Raw genomic sequence first — 17,008 nt, 5'->3', positions numbered from 1 at the left:
GCTCCCTGCCTTGGCGGCACTGTGAGCGAGTAATGTTTTTATGCCATCATTCTTGAGCCGGCTTCTCAAAATGTCCAGCTCATTGAAGAAAAGCGGATTACATTTTGCTGCGCGATTTATCACGCACAAATTCCGGGGGTGAAAAGCTAGCTGTCCTTGCTCATTCGCAATTGGCTTTGACTATCATCGCCTCAGCTCGTCTATGGATACCGGACATATGGAATTGACCCCGACGCAGGAAAAGCGTGAACACAGCGAGCCCCGTTATAGGGAAATCTTTGAGCACTCGCTGGATATGATGTGCCTGTTGGAGGTCGGGCCGACGTTGGCGTTGACCTGTCTGGAGGCCAACCCCGCTCTGTATCGCCGCCTTGCTCGTGCTCAGGACGAACTGATCGGTAAAGCCATCAGGCAATTTCTGACACGCGAAGTCGCCAATATCGTGGAAGCAATCTGTTTACACTGCATCGACGTCGCCGGGCCGATTGAGCTCGATACCCAATTACCCTGTGGTGCGCAGCCACTCTACTTGCATTTCAATCTAGTGCCGTTGAAGGACGATGCAGCTGCGCTTCGGCGAATTGTTTGTATTGCCCGAGATTTCACCGATCTTCGCGAGGTTCAACGCAAGGAGCGTGAGCGTCAGCAGGAAATCGGTACGTTGGTAGAAAACTCTCCTGATGGTATTGCTCGTCTCAGCCCGGACCGCCGACTGCTGTACGTCAATCCGACTCTGGAGCAGTGGCTGAACCAGCCCAAGGAAGACCTGTTACAACACTTGCTGGATGACGTCCTTTGGCCAGGTGTGCAATCGCGCATGCTGATTGAGGCCATCATTGAGGCTGCAGAGCATGGACGCATTGTGGAGCACGAGTACGTGCGACAGCGCTCCCGGCGGGAACAGCGAGTATTTCAGATCAGTCTGGTACCTGAATGGGATATGCAGGGACGATTGACCAGTTTGCTGGCAGTCATTCGTGACATTTCTATATTGCGCAATGCTCAGCGCAACCTGGCATCGTCCAATGCCCAATTGCATGAGTTGTTGAGTAGCCGAGAGAATGCACGTGAGGAAGAACGCAAATTTATCGCCAGAGAGATTCATGACGAGCTAGGCCAGTACCTGACCGCGATCCGGATGGGCATATCGCTGCTCAGATTTCAGTATGGTGTGCAACTGCCGGCTCTGGGAGAACAGGTTGGCAACCTTCTGCAGTTGGCAGACAGGACGGTACAGGTCGTACGCAATGTTTCAAATTCTCTGCGCCCTTCAGCCTTAAACATGGGGCTGGCGGCCTCGCTGGAGTGGCTGACCGATGAGTTCACACGCCAATGGGCTATGCCTTGCACACTCGACTTGCCAGCAGAGTTACCGATCCTGAATGATGCCGACGCTACGGCGGTCTTCCGAGTGACCCAAGAGTCCCTGACCAACGTTGCCCGGCACGCCAATGCTTCGCGTGTGGACATTATGCTGACGCATGAAGCCGGACGCTGGTTGCTACAAATCGTTGATGATGGTCAAGGATTCGAACTAGGTAATCTGGGAGGCAAGACCCTCGGGTTATTCGGCATGCGTGAGCGCGCCCTCATGTTGGGGGGTAGCGCTGAAATTTCCAGTACGCCGGGCAGTGGTACTACCGTACGGCTTTGGATTCCAGATCACAGGAGTGCCTGAACATGATTCACTTATTGATAGCCGATGATCATCGGATCATGCGAGAGGGACTTAAACAATTGTTTGCTCTGGTTAAAGACCTTGAGGTAGTGGCAGAGGCCGAGAATGCTGCTCAGGTTCTTGATGGCTTGCGTACGCATCAGGTGAACGTACTTTTGCTGGACATGAATATGCCTGGGGAAAGTGGCGAAAGCTTAATCGCGCGTATCCGTGCACATTATCCACAACTATCGATCCTGATTCTTACCATGCACAACGAGACCCATATAGCCCAGCGTGCCCTTCGCGCCGGAGCCTCTGGCTATCTGACCAAGGATCGTGACCCCGAGACCTTGCTGGCGGCCATTCGCAAGGTCGCTACGGGAGGGCGCTATCTCGATCCAGTGCTGGCCGAGAAGATAGCTCTGCAAAGCACGACGGCCGGTCCTACAGCACCCGGTGAGAGTCTATCGGACCGCGAGTTCCAGATTCTACGGCTGCTGGCCCAAGGATTGAGTGTCAATGAAATCGCACAACAGCTCATGATTAGCAACAAGACGGTGAGTACTCATAAAACCCGGCTAATGGAAAAAATGAACTTTCTCTCCAATGCCGACCTGGTGCGTTATGCCATAACCCAGAACTGGATCTGAAAATAATGTGGCAGGCCATGTAGGAAAATCCCTACACACTTCGCAAATCCCTAACGCAAGATCATCATTGTCTGATGGCTTATAGCCACTCGAAGAGCGAGATTGATGGCAAGTCCCCATGAATTGTTGTTTCTCCAGCCCAACTGAGGCTGAGGGACACTTCAGAAAGGTGGAGTTCGCCATGAAAGTACTAATAGCCGACGACTCATCAATGTCCCGCAAGCTGGTCTTGCGCTCACTCCCCCCAGTATTGACCGAGGATATCCGTCAGGCCTGCAATGGCGCTGAGGTGATGGAGGCCTACCATGCAGGGTGGGTGGAACTGCTGTTTCTTGATCTGACCATGCCCATCATGGATGGCTTCCAGACTCTCGAAGCCCTTAAGCGTGAAGACGCCAATGTAGTTGTTGTGGTGATCAGCGCAGATATCCAGCCTCAAGCCAGACAGCGGGTATTTGATCTGGGGGCTGCTGCATTTGTGGCGAAGCCGGTGACGGCTGAAGCTGTACTCAATGCTTTGCACTACATAGGGGTGCTGTGATGGAAACCCTGGCCGCGCTCACCGAAGATCAACGCGACGCATTGCAGGAACTGATGAATATTGCCATGGGACAGGCTGCAGAGCGCTTGGCGCTGTTGACCGATACCATCGTTACGCTCTCGGTTCCTTTCATTCATCCATTGGTGCGGGAACAGGACAACCTGTCGATTCCGGAACATCTGCGCAGCATTTTCATGATCGTGACGCGGCAATCCTTTCTGGGCGAGTTGCGTGGGGAAGTGTTCGTTTGCTTTGGTGCCATGGGAGCCGATGAGCTGGCTGAACTACTGGGGTATGAAGGCAGTGGCCCGGAGCAACAGGAAGAGTTGATGCTCGATGTCACCAATATTCTCTCCGGTGCTTGCATTAGCGGGTTGGCCCGGCAGGTGGCAATCCAGGTGAGCTACGACGCGCCTTCGATTTTAGTACGTCGCGATGAACCGCAGAACTGTCTTGAAGAGTTGAACCTGAATGAGCACCTAGCGATGGTGCTGGAAATCCGCTTCGAGGTTGAGGCGCATCAGTTTTCCTGCGACCTGCTGATTTGCATAACTGAACGTACTGCCGGAATCGTCGTTCGCGCGATTGATCGTCTGCTTGACGGGCTTTGAAAGGAGCATCTTCATGACAGATAACAAGGCTATTTCCCGAGAAACCCTTGAGTCCATGCTCAAGGCCATCAACATGGGCGTGTTGCTGGTTGATAAGGAGTACAAGATCCTGTTCTCCAATCACTTCATGTCGATTAATAGCGGCCGTCCTGCTGAGGCCTTGCTTGGGCATACCCTGTTTGAAGCATTCCCGGAGTTGCCCGAGCGCTGGACCAGGCAAAAGATCAACAGTGTCTTCACTCTGCAGAATTTTGCTTTCACCTCTTGGCAGCAGCGGCCGCACCTCTTCAATTTTGGTAGTACTCGACCTATCAGCGGGTCAGTCAGGCACATGTATCAGAATTGTACCTTCTTTCCGGTACAGGACGCCGATGGCGGCTCTCTGGGGGTTGGTCTGGCGATCAGCGATGCAACCGACGCTGCTGCCCGGCAGTTGGAGCTGGCGCAACTCAACGAGTTGCTTGAAACAGAAAAGAGCGCTCAAGCATGCCTGATTGCGCGCCTTGAGGAGGCCCAGGCGCAGTTATTACAATCCGAGAAAATGGCTGCGATAGGCCAACTCGCAGCAGGTGTGGCTCATGAGATCAATAATCCGATTGGTTTTGTTTCTTCCAACGTCAACAGTCTAAGTGGTTATCTCGCGGATCTGTTCGCTCTGATTGATGCCTACGAGCTGGCCTGCGATGTGAGCAACGACCAGAATCACCCTGAGCTTGCGATGCTTCGCGACAAGACGGACTACAAGTTTCTGCGTCAGGACATCGACGATCTGTTGGTTGAATCTATCGACGGGCTTGATCGGGTCAACCGGATTGTCAAGGACTTGCGCGAGTTCTCACACGTCGATAGCTGTGAATGGCAACTTGCTGATTTGCACAAGGGGCTGGACAGTACTCTTAACGTTATCTGGAACGAGATCAAGTTCAAGGCGCAGGTGATCAAGTACTACGGCGACATTGAGCCGATCGAATGCATGGGTTCGCAGATCAATCAGGTCTTTATGAACCTGATCATCAATGCCAGCCATGCCGTTGGTGCCCACGGTGAAATCATCATCAGCAGCGGCCGCGAAGGCAACGGGGTATTCATCGAAGTTGCAGATAACGGCCATGGTATCCCTGCTGATATCCAGAACCGGATATTCGAACCGTTTTTCACCACCAAGCCAGTCGGTATGGGATCAGGCCTTGGCCTGTCGCTATCTTACAACATCGTCGTCAAGCACCATGGAAAGCTCACTGTTGAGAGTGAGCCGGGCCGCGGCAGTTGCTTCCGGATATGGCTGCCACTGCGCCAACCTCAGGCAGCCACTCTCTTCATCTCTTCCGTAGAAGGAAACTGATCATGAATACGGTATCCGAAAGCGACAAACGCTATACCGTTCTGTTGGTGGATGATGAAGAGAATATTCTCAACAGCCTGCGCCGTGTACTAAGGAACAAACCGTATGACTTGCTATTGGCGACCAGTGGCGAGCAGGCACTGGGCCTTTTTGAGCTTCACCATATTGATCTAATTGTCAGCGATGCGCGCATGCCAGGCATGGATGGGCCAACCCTGCTCAGCGAGGTATATCAGCGTGATCCTGAGTGCATGAATATCCTACTGACCGGTTATGCCGACATGAGCATGATTGCCAAGGCAATCAATGAGGGACACATTTTTCGCTACATTAGCAAGCCCTGGAATGATGAAGAACTGCGGCTCACGCTGGAGCAGGCTCTGGAAATGCAGAATGTGCGCCGTGATCGGGACAGCCTGCTGAAACTTAGCTGTGAGCAGAACGAAACTTTGCGCGATCTCAATGACAGCCTTGAACATAGAGTCAAGGCGCGTACGGCGGAGTTACAACAGATAGCAGACATGCTTGATCTGGCTTACGATGAATTACGGCACAGCTACGTAACCAGTACAGAGGTGTTTTCGCTCTTGGTCAACCAGCGCCTGCCGCGTGCTCGCCAGACCAATCAACGAGTTATAGAAGTTGTTCGCACCTACTGTTCCCACCAAGGTTTCAGCGAGGCAGATACCCGTAACCTATCCATGGCGGCAGCCTTGTACAACATTGGCAAGCTGGGCTGGAGTGACCAAATGTTGCTGGACTCTGCCGACCTATTATTACGCACGCAAGCCGATGTCTACAAAAGTTATCCTGGCAAAAGTGAAGCTCTGTTGATGGCGCTTGAGCCATTGCAAGAGACTAACAACCTGATTCGTCATCACCAAGAACACTGGGATGGCAGCGGCTTTCCTGATCGCCTCATGGGGCAGGCCATTCCTTTAGGGGCGCGAGTCCTGAAGCTCGCGGTTGATTATGTGGAGCTGCAATGCGCACTGGTGCTGGATCGCTACCTCACCCCTGATGAGGTGCTGATGCATCTGCGGCACAATAAATCTCGTCTCTACGATCCCGGACTGATTGAGCCGTTTATCGAAGTTTGTACCCGTTATCTGCCGGAAAACTTTATCGACCCCTCAGTCAAGATAATGGATGTGCGGCGCTTATTGCCCGGGATGGTGCTCGACCGCAATCTAAACGCAAGCAACGGAATGTTGCTATTAAACGAAGGTAAGGTATTGACAGCTTTGCTGATCGAAAAGTTGACAGCTTTTGAAGCTGTCGATGGTGGTCATTTCACTGTATTTATTCGGGCTGATCATTAGCCTGAAGCGCCGCGTTGAGTTTTTGTTTAACCGGTTCTGTTGGAGTGCATCCCATGGCTCAGTCGCTCTTGATTGTTAGTGACTCGTCTTCCCTCAGCCGAATGCTGACGATCACCCTTAAGGGGGGCGGTTACGACGCGATAAACTGCTGCGAGGCTAGCGACGCTCTGGCTTGGCTAAGTAAGAACAAAGCACATCTGATTCTGGTTGATATGGATATGGCGGCGATGGATGGGGTGTCCTTTGTGGAGAACGTCCGATCCTTGCCAGGCTGCAGATTCACGCCGGTTATCATACTTACAGCGGCCATTGACGATGGGGTTCGTCGGCACGCGCTTAATTCAGGGGTCAAGCACTGGGTATTAAAGCCATTCCAGCCCCACCATCTATTGGCGATGGTTTATGGAATGATCTTTCTATAAAGAGGGCTTTATTATGTGCGACGTCGATCGCCTGTTTCAGCGCATAGTCATCAAAGAAGGAGACCTGACCATGATCACGGCAGTTGCCCAACAGCAACTGTTGCTGGATTTGATCCCCATGGCCAGGGAAATAGAAATTGATTTATGTGATGTCGTGGAAATAGATGCTGCTGGTGTGCAAGTGCTAATTACTGCCAAGATTGAATCAAATCGCTTGGGGCGCCATCTTTTGCTGAGCAACGCCAGCGAGGTCATGATCAATATGTTGGAAACGCGCGGTTTGAGTCGTCTATTGAAGACGGATGCTTGAGTTGGCAACGTGCGTAAATAAAAGATACAGAGTGGAGATTGCCTAAAAACTGACAAATGTCTGTTCCAATCTTTCCATTGCTCAGAGTGTATCGAAAATAAAGAGTGGCCAATTGTGCGAATATGATGTAAGAAATGCCAAGGCTTGTTAGTTTTTTTTGGATAGAATTTTATGGAAAAAGTTGGCTGATCGCTCATCAGGTTCGTTGCCCATAAGGTAGAAAATGCGGAGTATAAGCCATGTTCTCATTTAATAAAAAAAACGAAATTCTAGGCTACCAGAAAAAAATAACTGAGCTTCAATGTCGTGCTTCATCCTTGGAGCAAAGCCTGGCAGTTATTCGTTTCAAAACCGATGGGCACATTATTGACGCGAGCGATATTTTTCTGGAAACCATGGGTTATGCCCGTGAAGAATTAATAGGTAAACACCATAGAATTTTTTGTGAAAGCTCTTACTATAGCGCTGGTGAGTATAAAAAATTCTGGCAAAGCCTAGCGAGTGGCGAGTCACAAAAAGGGACGTTCAAGCGGCTAAAAAAAGATGGCTCTTTCATTTGGCTGGAAGCTACTTATTTTCCTGTGAAAGATGAAGAGAATAAAACGATCGAGGTCTGCAAAATTGCTTCTGATGTTACATGCAATCAGGAGAACCTTTTGCTTCTTGATTCAGCATATGCCGCTATAAATCGATCAATGGCCGTTATCGAATTCACCCCTGATGGTGTGGTGCTAACGGCAAATGATAATTTTCTCAGTGCTATGGGTTACCGATTGAAGGATGTAAAAGGTCGACATCATAGAATGTTTTGTTTCGACGACTTTTACCAAAAAAACCCCAGCTTTTGGCAGAGTCTAAAAAGTGGGACGTTTTTCGCAGGTCAGTTTGAGCGTAAAACCTCATCAGGGAATATCATTTACCTTGAGGCCACCTACAATCCGGTTATTGATGGAGATGGCGAGGTAATAAAAATAATTAAATTTGCAACTGACGTAAGCGCCCAGAGACACAAGACAGAAGAAATTCGTAAGGCCGCAGAGCTGTCCTTTACGACCGCTGAAGAGACCTCACAAATTTCATTGCGTGGAATTGATTCTCTTGGAAGCTCTATTGCGCAATCCCAAAATACAGTAGGTCTCATTAATGATGCAGTTGCTTTAATTAATCAGCTAAATACCCAGGCCCAAGATATAGAGAAAATAGTCACGACTATTCAAAGTGTGGCAGAGCAGACTAATCTGTTAGCGCTAAATGCCGCCATTGAAGCGGCTCGTGCTGGCGAGATGGGTCGAGGTTTCGCTGTTGTTGCCGATGAGGTTCGTTTGCTGGCAGCTCGTACTAGCCGCGCCACCGTGGAGATTCAGAGTGTGGTTACTGAAAATGGGAAGCTGACTCAGCAACTCAACGTTAACATGAATAGCATCGCCAGTAGCGCCGATGAAAGCAACGATCAGATTGTATCGGTTACTACGATAATGCGTGAAATAAGCGACGGTGCCGACCACGTTGCACGTACAGTATCTACGCTGTTTAAAGAAAATCGTTAGTTTTTGCGTTATTCAAGGCTGATGACGTGATCAAAAAATTGGCCGTTCTATACTGACGGACCACTTCGGAATTAATTTCTCTTATGCCCGCGAGGTCATCGCCGCGCGGGCTCACTTTATTTTTAAGATGTCTTCTTATTTGACGCTCCAGACCTATCGAGTAGGTCTAGGTTTTCGTGGCGTCAGAAATTTAGAGGTCGAGCCTTCCAATTTGCAGACCGAAACGCCCCTTGCACACTAGCGAGCATCGAGTCCGACCGAGCCGTAGCGGAACTGCTGGTCGACCCCATTCGGGTCGGTCAGGGCACAGTACCGCAGTAGCGGTCGCAAACACCACGGTCAATCCACCACTGCTGACGGTCTTGTAGCACCAGTCAACGACACTGACCGGAAATGGAATTTGCGTCTGAATATCCTTAAAAATGCTGTTCCGTTCGGCGCCTGCGAACTCATGCAGCCAAGTGGTAGCCACCGCCTGCGCTAAACAAAATAGCGGAAAAGTCCGCCAACTGACTCGCGCCCCACAGCGCGCCATGGTCTTCGATGATTGCGGTGCTAGAAGGGGCGTCGTCGCGGCAGAGCACCGTCACCGGATCGCCCACCACTCAGCCGAAAATCATCCCGCTCTTGAAGTGATTGATCGCTTTGCCCGCCGCGTCGACGGGGTCGATTTGTAGAAGGTCGCATCTGGGCAAGGTGATTCGCTCGGCCCACCCGATGGATCACTTCGATGCTGTCAACCAGATGGCCGGCATCACCAGTTGGAGCGTGAACCGGGTCGGGTTGTACCTGAGCAGGAGCAAAGGCTCTTAAGCGCATAGGGTATGATGCCGCGCCCCATTCTCCCTGCCCAACCTGCCGGTTCTCTATGACCTCCAATGCGCTGTATACCGATCTGTCTGGCTACTACGACCTGATGTGCGCCGACATCGACTATCAGGCGCAAAGCCGGGGTATTGGCCGGCTTCATCAGTTGTTCGGCAATCGCGGGGTCAATCATCTGGACCTGGGTTGTGGCACCGGGCCGCATATTCGGCATTTTCTCGATTCCGGCTACCGCAGCGCGGGTCTGGATATCAATCAGCCGATGCTCGATATCGCGGCGCAGCGTTGCCCCGAGGCCCGCTTCATGTGTCAGGACATGGGCGCTTTCACGGTCAGCGAACCGCTGGATCTGGTCACCTGTTTTCTCTACTCCATCCACTACAACGCCGACGTCGAACGGCTCAAAGCCTGTTTTGCCCGGGTGCATGCCGCGCTGGGCGACGGGGGTGTGTTCTGTTTCAACTCGGTGGACAGACAACGTATCGACAACGGCTCGTCGGTGGGCCACACGGCGACTCAAGGCACTAGCCAGTTTTCCTTCGGCTCGGCCTGGCACTATCCGGGCGAAGGTCAGCGGCAGTCGCTACGCCTGCGTATCGACAAGACCTGTGATGGGGTGACCCAGACCTGGCGCGATGAACACCCGATGGTGGCCACCAGTTTCGCCGAGTTGCAGGCATTGCTGCAGCCATGGTTTGAGGTGCATATGTTTGAACACGACTACGAAAAGATCGCCGCCTGGGATGGGGTGGGCGGCAATGCGATTTTTGTTTGTGTGAAAACCACTGATTGAACGCGCATTGCTGGCGGGCATGGACGGCGGGGTGAAGGAAACGACAGCTCCAGGAAACTGCGCAGGCAGCATGGCCTGCGGCAGATTCCCGGAGCCGGGGTTTATGTCTGTGCCTGGGTATTTACGCCGGCGCGGCCAGTTTCTCTTCCTTGCGGGGGCGCATGCCCAGTAGCGAAGCGATGACGATCAGCATGCCGCCGGTCCACGACACCAGGGTCAGTTGTTCATTGAGCCAGAGGACCGCGAAACAGGCACCGAACAGCGGTTCCATGCCCATCAGCAAGGACGCCCGCGTGGGACTGGTGTGTTTCAGTGCGTAGTTCTGGGCAAAGAATGCGAACAGTGTGCAGAACACCACCAGGTACACGGTTGCTATCCAGAACGACGGCGCATCGGGCAGCGGCGGGATAGCCCCTGCGGTGATCAACAGCAGGAGCAGGCTGCCGAACCCGACCACGCCCACTTGCACTGCAGTAATCGCCAGCGCTGGTATCTTCGAGTTCTGCAGCAGAATCTTGGTGAGGCAGACCATGAAGGCACGCAAGACTGCCGCCATGATCATCAGCCAGTCACCCGGGTTCATCTGCATCCCTTCGGCCCCGGTCAGAAGCACCGCACCCAGCAGCGAAACCCCGGTGATGACGAACATCTCGACGCTTGGGCGTTGGCGAAAGATCAGCCATTCCACAAACGGGGTGAACACCACGCACAGGCTGATCAGAAAGGCCGCATTGCTCGCCGAGGTCTGCGCCATGCCGAAGGTTTCGCAGAGGAAAATACCTAGCAGCAACGTGCCAAGGATAAGCCCGGAAGGCAGCGCGCTTCTCAGGTGTCCGCGCAGCGTGGGCAACAACAGAACGAAGGTCATGATGAAGCGCACACTAAGGAACCCGATCACCGGATAGAACGCCAGCGCGCCTTTGGCGACACCGTAACTGGTCCCCCAGACAATCGCCACGCTGAGCAGCATCAGTTCGGAAACTCTCATTTTTGACAGCGTCATGCTGGCGACTCCATACGGGTGAACGCGATGATCAGGGCATCTCGATAGCCTTCCTCACCCGACTGCGCGCAATCTATTGGCGACACCTCGTGCAGAACCTGCCGGTCGTCAGCGACGATCATGTCCAGGCATCTGGCAAGCATGCCTTCAAATAGCGTGGTGTTGTCTGGCGAAGAGACGCGCGTGATGCCGCCGGTAATGCCGACCCGCCGCACCAGCATCATGATGATGTAGTCCACCCCGTCGCGGTGACGGCCTTCAGGCGTGGGCTTACCCTGCTCGTAGTCATTGGTGACGATACGATAAGGATGCAGGCGGATGTTCCACCGGCAGCGTTGCCCTTGCGCCTCGTCGAATATGCCCGCCATACCGGCGAGCAGTGCGCTGAAGAAAGGGTGGTCGACAAAGCCTTGCTCCAGAGGCGGGAATTGACGTGCGACGCCACCATTGAGCGTGTTGATGTTCTTGGGCTGCTCGTAAGGCGTGTGCGGCAGTTTCTTCAGGCTGCCGCCCTTCTGGAATTCAAATTCGCTGTAACGCCGGTAACGATATGTGCCGTGATCGGCCATGTGCTCGTCGAGCGCAAGCCCCTCCCAGTAAGCGGCAAACTCCTGCCAGCTTTCGTCGTCCAGGTTGAACCAGCGGGCCACATCGGTACTGCGTCCAAATGCCCAGCCTTGGCTACGCAGGTCGGTTCCGAGAATCAATTGCCCGGCGTGGCTCAGGCAAATCTCTGTCGTGAACACAGTCATCAGGCCACTCCTTGCAGTTTACGCACCGGTTGTGGCACGTGCGCACCATGCATATCCGCCAGGCTGCGACTGGCGCGCTCCTGTGCAGTTTCCTTTTCCCAACCGTCCCGGTCGGTCAGATAGAGCGCCGACGAGGCCTGGATAGCGGCAAGCTGAGCGCTGCCGGTGCTGAGCTTGAGCCTTACCTTGCCGTTGATTGCCTTGCTGGTTTGCTGGATGAAGGCATCAATCGAAGCCTTCAGCGGCGAGAACCAGCGCCCTTCGACGGCTTCACGCACCCAAAGCTGCTCAAGGGTGATCTTTTCCCGAATCAGGTCGGCATCCAGTACCGCCGTTTCCAGAGTTCGATAGGCCAGCATGAGCACTGATGCTGCTGGCGCTTCCCTGACTTCGAATACCTTTTCACCACCTTCCAGATGCTCAAGACCACTGTAACGGCCAATCTGGAAGCTGCCGGCCAGATAGTTGGCTTTATGAATAAGCTCCTGCAACGGCAGTACCTGACCATTGAGCGAGAACGGTCGGCCACCGCGGAACTCGATTTCCATTTCTTCGCCTGCACGGGGATGGGATGTGCTGGTCCAGGAGTAGATGTCTTCGGTAATGCAGAAGTCTTCAGGGTTATCCAGCTTGCCGGATTCATATTCGCGCACCCAGAGATTGGCATCGCCACTCATGCTGCGTGACTGGAACCCGCCTAGCCCGATTGCATTGAGCTCTGCGATCTTTTCCTCTCGGGTAAGCGCCGAATACTCATACGGACTTCCGGCGAAGCCGGTAAAACCGAGTTGCTTGATGGCGCCGTTAAGGCGGCGCAGGCTGTTCTGCGACTGATTGGCGGTATGCAGGATGGCGCCGCAGCCCAGTTTATGCGCCGTCTCCACCGCTATCTGGGCAATGATCGGTCGCGAAAGGGAAGAACTGATCGGGTACATGCCCAGATACTGAGCGTTTGACTGAAGTGCCGGCAGGACTGCTTGCTCCACGAAAGTGCTGCAGCCATCCACCTGCTTCAGCGTTACGCCAAAAAAACCGGTAATTCTCGACAGCTCTGCGTGGTCAATGCCTTCGCCCACATCCACGGCCAGTGCGGTGACTTTGCAGCCGAGCGAGGACAGCTTGTGCAGCAGGTAGGTGCTATCCAGGCCACCGCTAAAAAGAGTCAGGATGTGTTGAGTCCGATGCGATACGAACAGCAGGTCTTCCAGACTACGAACATCCATTCCACGGGCCATTCCAATTATCCTCAAGGCGGGCTGATCTGGACTTTCCTGTCCAGTGCCGGAATTATTGGCGTGACCCGGGCTGATAATTAGCCCTACCTTCAGGACAACAGTTTTGCGCTACGAGAACGAATCTCCTCTTCGGCTGATGCCGCACATGCTGGTATTCGCGAGGGTCGTGGAGCTGGGCAGCTTTTCTGCAGCGGCCGGATCGCTGGGGCTTACACCTTCTGCGGTAAGCCGACAAATCACGGCACTGGAGCAGGCGCTGCGGGTCAAGCTGCTGGAACGAACCACGCGCAAGCTACGGCTTTCCGAAGCCGGTACCGAGATTTTTGCCCACTGCCTGGAAATGGCCAAAGCCGCCCGTTGTGCACAGGATGTAGCGGAGCGCTTTGTCAGCAGTCCACAGGGCCAGGTGAAGATCAGTGCACCGAAAGCCTTCGGCAAGATCCTCATCAGCCCGCTGATTCCTGAGTTCCTGCAGCGTTATCCCAAAGTGGACGTGCAATTGATGCTGACCGATCAACCCGGCCACTTGCTCGACGACTTCGACCTACTGGTGCGGATCACCGACATGCCACCCTTGGGCCTTGCCGCCCGCCCGCTGTGCGATGTGCAGCACGTACTTTGTGCAAGCGAGCACTATCTGGCGCAGGCCGGAACGCCTGCCCATCCGGCAGACCTGGCTTCTCATAGCTGCATCTATCTGGGAGAAACGCCCAGTGATAGTCGGTGGCAACTCAGGCATCTGGAAACGGGTGAAAAAGTCACTGTCGGCGTCAAAGGCAGGTTCTCCAGCAACCATAGCGAGGTACGACTGGGCGCCGTTCGCGCCAATCTCGGTATTGGTTGCCTGCCGATATTCACGGCGGCCGAGAGTCTGTCGAGCCATCGCCTGGTCGAGGTCTTGCCCGAATGGCGGTATGAGACGACTTATCATGGAAGGGCCTGGATTCTCTATCCTCCAAACCGTTACCTGCCGCCCAAATGCCGGGTATTGATCGACTTTCTGGCGGAAAAACTCGCTGAACCCTTGCCTTGCTGAGCAAGCTACCCCAGGTATGCGGCGCTTATCCGAACAGCATTGGTTTTAACTGCAATATTGGTCAGTTAGACCGGTGGGGTGGGCTTGCCGGAGTGCCGGACCACAACGAAGACGGCGGCACATTCACAACAGATGTAATGTCTTTACTGGCGTCTTCGCGACCAAGGTCGCTCCCACAAAGGCATGCGGCGCTTATCTGAACGGTATTGGTTTTAACTGTGGATAACCCGATGAGTCGAGTTTTCCACAAGTGAGTTCACTCTCATCCTCACAAATGAACTCGTGGTTCTGATCAATCAGTTGGATCTGGATGGGGCAGCAGAAAAAATTCAGGTATTGCGCTTACGCCAAGCGACATCTGAGAAGGGCGTACTTAGCTAGCTAACGGTTTGAAATATAAGACATTAGTAAGCTATTCATATCGACGCGGCGATGCCCGCAGAGACGTTTTAATTCCAGAAAGGAATAAAAAACTCGATATCTATTTTTAAATCTAAATAGGCGAGGGTGTCTTAGAGTGCTAATCTAATTGAAAGAAATAAATTTCGCAATCCGAAAAAACAAAAAAAGGTGCGAACATGAATTCCAAAGCCGCAAAAGAAGCAGGGTTCACACAAGAGCTGGACGACAAGAAAGCCCGTAGTACCGTGCAATCCCTGGCCAAAGGGTTTCGTGTGCTTGAGGCATTTTCTGCCGAGAATGAAGAGCTGACGTTAAGCCAGATTGCCGCTGCGGCTGATCTGGACCCTGGCACCACGTTTCGGATGCTCAATACGCTGGTTGATCTCGGTTACGTTTCCAGGATCCCTGAAAGCAGACGTTTCGCCCTGACGCTGAAAATTCTCGACCTGGGTTTTCATGCCATCGCGCGCACCGATTTGCGCAGTATCGTCAGGCCTATCCTGCGTACGCTGGTCGGTGAAGTGGGGGAGGCGGCCAGTTTTGCTGTTTTACAGTCGGCTGACGTGCTTTATCTGGAGCGGGTCAGGGCCGGCGTCACGCGGTTGGGTGTCGACATTCGAACAGGCACCACTGTGCCTGCTGCTCAAACTGCAATAGGCCAATCGATCCTGGCCTTTCTTCCCGAAGTTGAAGTCAACCGTATCCTGGCCATACCGCAACTGGCCCCTTTCATCATGAAGCCACATGCCTCGGACGTTCCACTGCATGAACAACTGAGCCAGATCCGTGAACGCGGGTTCATCCTGACCAACTCCTTGTTTACTGAGGGATTGCGAATACTCGCTGTTCCGGTTCTGGACGTGGACGGTTATCCCGTCGGCGCAATCAGTATTGCGGCGCCGACGGTTCGTTGCACGGCTGAAGAACTTGAACTCCGTGCGCTGGCGTTAACCCAACGCGCGGCGAAGTCCATAGGTAAAGCACTTGAAGCCAATGGCAGTGTGGGTGCCAGTACCTATGGGTAGATAAATAGAGCGCTTCTCGCGCTCATCAAAACAACGTGTGAGTGCTCTGTGTTTTTCACGGTGTGTAGGCGCTCGCCCTCTGAAAGTAAAAATAATAAGAGGAAGGATCATGTTGATACAGCAAGTCGCTTCATCGCCTCACGCCGAGGTGGACAGTAAGACGCACGTGATAGAAGGGCAGGCAGGCATCAGTGCCCGGCTTGAACGGTTACCGGTTACCCGCCAAGTGTTCTGGGCACGCAATGTGATCGGCGCGGCCACGTTTTTCGATGGTTACACCGTCATTGCTATTGCCTATGCCATGCCGGTATTGGCCAAAGAGTGGAGCCTGACACCGGGTCAGATTGGCTTGATTCTGTCGGCCGGCTATTTGGGGCAGTTATTCGGGGCGTTGTTCTTTGGCTGGCTGGCTGAGCGTATTGGCCGGATGAAAGTCCTGACCTTCACCATCCTGCTGTTCGTTGCCATGGACGTTGCCTGCCTGTTTGCTTCCGGTGCGGTGGCAATGATGGCGTTCAGATTCATACAGGGCATAGGCACGGGAGGAGAGGTACCGGTGGCGAGTGCCTACGTCAATGAGCTGATCGGCTCCAAGAAACGAGGGCGTTTCTTTCTGCTCTATGAGGTGATGTTCCTGCTTGGTCTGGTCGGCGCCGGCATTATCGGTTACTTCCTGGTACCGGTGTATGGCTGGAAAGTCATGTTCGCTGTCGGTCTTGTACCTGCTGCGCTGTTGATCCCGCTGCGCTTCTTCCTCTTTGAATCGCCACGTTGGCTGGCATCCAAGGGCCGTGTTGAAGAGGCCGATCGCATCGTGAGCCGGTTGGAGCAGAGCGTTATCAAGTCTGGCAAAACCCTGGCTCCGGTCGTCGAAATGCCCATGGCTGCGCGGCCAAATGCGGCCCAAGGCTGGCGTGAGCTGTTCAAGGGCATGTACTTCAAGCGTTCGCTGGTGATTTGGGCCATGTGGTTCGGTTCCTACATGGTTGCCAACGGCCTGATTACCTGGTTGCCGACGCTGTATCGTCAGCATTTCCATCTGCCGCTTGAAACCAGTCTTGCCTACGGTTTCATGACTTCGGCTGCCGGGGTGGTGGCGGCTGTCATCTGCGCGCTATTGATCGATAAGGTCGGGCGGCGCCGCTGGTACATCGGAGCATTGTTCTGCGCTGCCATTCCTCTGGGGCTGCTGGCCGCCACCGGCGCTACTACGCCCTTGCAGATTCTGATGATGGCCGGCCTGGGTTATGCCATGTTGCAGACCGTAACGTTCTCGCTTTATCTGTACTCGGCTGAACTCTTTCCAACGCGTTTGAGAGCACTGGGAACAGGCATTGGCAGTGCCTGGCTGCGCCTGGGGTCGGCCATGGGCCCCTTGGTCGTGGGCGTCGCGATATCCGGAGCCGGTGTGCATTACGTATTTGGCACGTTCGCCATTGTACTGTTGATAACCGGGTGTATTACGGCACTGTTTGCAATTGAAACCAAGGGACGAGTTCTTGAGGAACTATCACCTTGACGCTGTAAGTGAT

Annotated in this window: 16 protein-coding genes; 13 read left to right on the top strand and 3 right to left on the bottom strand. The window is 53.6% G+C overall.

Features of this window, described 5'->3' with window-relative positions:
- Positions 1-217 precede the first annotated feature (217 nt).
- The 10 genes from NJC38_RS26105 to NJC38_RS26055 all read left to right on the top strand — a co-directional run bounded on the left by NJC38_RS26105 (position 218) and on the right by NJC38_RS26055 (position 10,023).
- Positions 218-1,678 carry a PAS domain-containing protein gene (locus NJC38_RS26105; protein WP_253117802.1) on the top strand — a complete coding sequence of 487 codons (1,461 nt, stop codon included), beginning with the start codon at positions 218-220 and terminating at the stop codon, positions 1,676-1,678.
- A gap of 2 nt (positions 1,679-1,680) precedes the next feature.
- The gene (locus tag NJC38_RS26100; protein ID WP_253117801.1) at positions 1,681-2,310 is read left to right on the top strand and encodes a response regulator transcription factor; all 630 of its coding nucleotides are present in this window, start codon (positions 1,681-1,683) and stop codon (positions 2,308-2,310) included.
- Between the two features lie 181 nt (positions 2,311-2,491).
- Entirely contained in the window at positions 2,492-2,851 is a 360-nt protein-coding gene (locus NJC38_RS26095) for a response regulator (protein WP_253117800.1), read from the top strand.
- Positions 2,851-3,462 (top strand): chemotaxis protein CheC, encoded by a 612-nt coding sequence (locus tag NJC38_RS26090; protein WP_253117799.1) that lies wholly within the window; start codon positions 2,851-2,853, stop codon positions 3,460-3,462. The genes NJC38_RS26095 and NJC38_RS26090 overlap by 1 nt, the downstream gene beginning before the upstream one ends.
- 13 nt (positions 3,463-3,475) lie before the next feature.
- Entirely contained in the window at positions 3,476-4,804 is a 1,329-nt protein-coding gene (locus NJC38_RS26085) for an ATP-binding protein (protein ID WP_253117798.1), read from the top strand.
- 2 nt (positions 4,805-4,806) lie between these two features.
- The gene (locus NJC38_RS26080; protein ID WP_253117797.1) at positions 4,807-6,126 is read left to right on the top strand and encodes an HD domain-containing phosphohydrolase; all 1,320 of its coding nucleotides are present in this window, start codon (positions 4,807-4,809) and stop codon (positions 6,124-6,126) included.
- 53 nt (positions 6,127-6,179) lie between these two features.
- Positions 6,180-6,548: a response regulator gene (locus tag NJC38_RS26075; protein ID WP_253117796.1), complete on the top strand. Its 369-nt coding sequence runs from the start codon at positions 6,180-6,182 to the stop codon at positions 6,546-6,548.
- 13 nt (positions 6,549-6,561) lie between these two features.
- Positions 6,562-6,858 (top strand): STAS domain-containing protein, encoded by a 297-nt coding sequence (locus NJC38_RS26070; protein ID WP_253117795.1) that lies wholly within the window; start codon positions 6,562-6,564, stop codon positions 6,856-6,858.
- Between the two features lie 239 nt (positions 6,859-7,097).
- On the top strand, positions 7,098-8,405 hold the full coding sequence (locus NJC38_RS29095) for a PAS domain-containing methyl-accepting chemotaxis protein (protein ID WP_290447404.1): 1,308 nt from the start codon (positions 7,098-7,100) through the stop codon (positions 8,403-8,405).
- Positions 8,406-9,273: 868 nt separating this feature from the next.
- Positions 9,274-10,023: a class I SAM-dependent methyltransferase gene (locus tag NJC38_RS26055; protein ID WP_045485435.1), complete on the top strand. Its 750-nt coding sequence runs from the start codon at positions 9,274-9,276 to the stop codon at positions 10,021-10,023.
- A 121-nt stretch (positions 10,024-10,144) separates the two neighbouring features.
- Here the strand turns inward: NJC38_RS26055 and NJC38_RS26050 are convergent, their stop codons facing one another.
- The 3 genes from NJC38_RS26050 to NJC38_RS26040 are packed head-to-tail and all read right to left on the bottom strand — an operon-like array spanning position 10,145 to position 13,013.
- Positions 10,145-11,026 (bottom strand): EamA family transporter, encoded by an 882-nt coding sequence (locus NJC38_RS26050; RefSeq protein WP_045485437.1) that lies wholly within the window; start codon positions 11,024-11,026, stop codon positions 10,145-10,147.
- Positions 11,023-11,778, bottom strand: a complete 756-nt coding sequence (locus tag NJC38_RS26045; protein WP_045485439.1) for a 2OG-Fe dioxygenase family protein — start codon at positions 11,776-11,778, stop codon at positions 11,023-11,025. The genes NJC38_RS26050 and NJC38_RS26045 overlap by 4 nt, the downstream gene beginning before the upstream one ends.
- Positions 11,778-13,013, bottom strand: coding sequence for an argininosuccinate synthase-related protein (locus tag NJC38_RS26040; protein WP_045485441.1), 1,236 nt, complete (start codon positions 13,011-13,013; stop codon positions 11,778-11,780). Before NJC38_RS26040 ends, NJC38_RS26045 begins: the two co-directional genes overlap by 1 nt.
- A 145-nt stretch (positions 13,014-13,158) precedes the next feature.
- Here NJC38_RS26040 and NJC38_RS26035 point away from each other — a divergent pair, with 145 nt between their 5' ends.
- From NJC38_RS26035 to NJC38_RS26025, 3 genes are all read left to right on the top strand, one after another.
- Entirely contained in the window at positions 13,159-14,049 is an 891-nt protein-coding gene (locus NJC38_RS26035) for a LysR family transcriptional regulator (protein ID WP_253117794.1), read from the top strand.
- A 578-nt stretch (positions 14,050-14,627) separates the two neighbouring features.
- Complete coding sequence (locus NJC38_RS26030) at positions 14,628-15,476, top strand: IclR family transcriptional regulator (RefSeq protein ID WP_253117793.1); 849 nt, start codon at positions 14,628-14,630, stop codon at positions 15,474-15,476.
- A 37-nt stretch (positions 15,477-15,513) separates the two neighbouring features.
- Positions 15,514-16,995, top strand: a complete 1,482-nt coding sequence (locus NJC38_RS26025; protein ID WP_253117792.1) for an MFS transporter — start codon at positions 15,514-15,516, stop codon at positions 16,993-16,995.
- The last annotated feature ends 13 nt before the right edge of the window (positions 16,996-17,008 follow it).

Origin of the sequence: Pseudomonas sp. 21LCFQ010 (assembly GCF_024129905.1) — a bacterium.
In the GTDB taxonomy this organism is placed as follows: domain Bacteria; phylum Pseudomonadota; class Gammaproteobacteria; order Pseudomonadales; family Pseudomonadaceae; genus Aquipseudomonas.
This window is presented reverse-complemented; position numbering and strand designations above follow the sequence as displayed.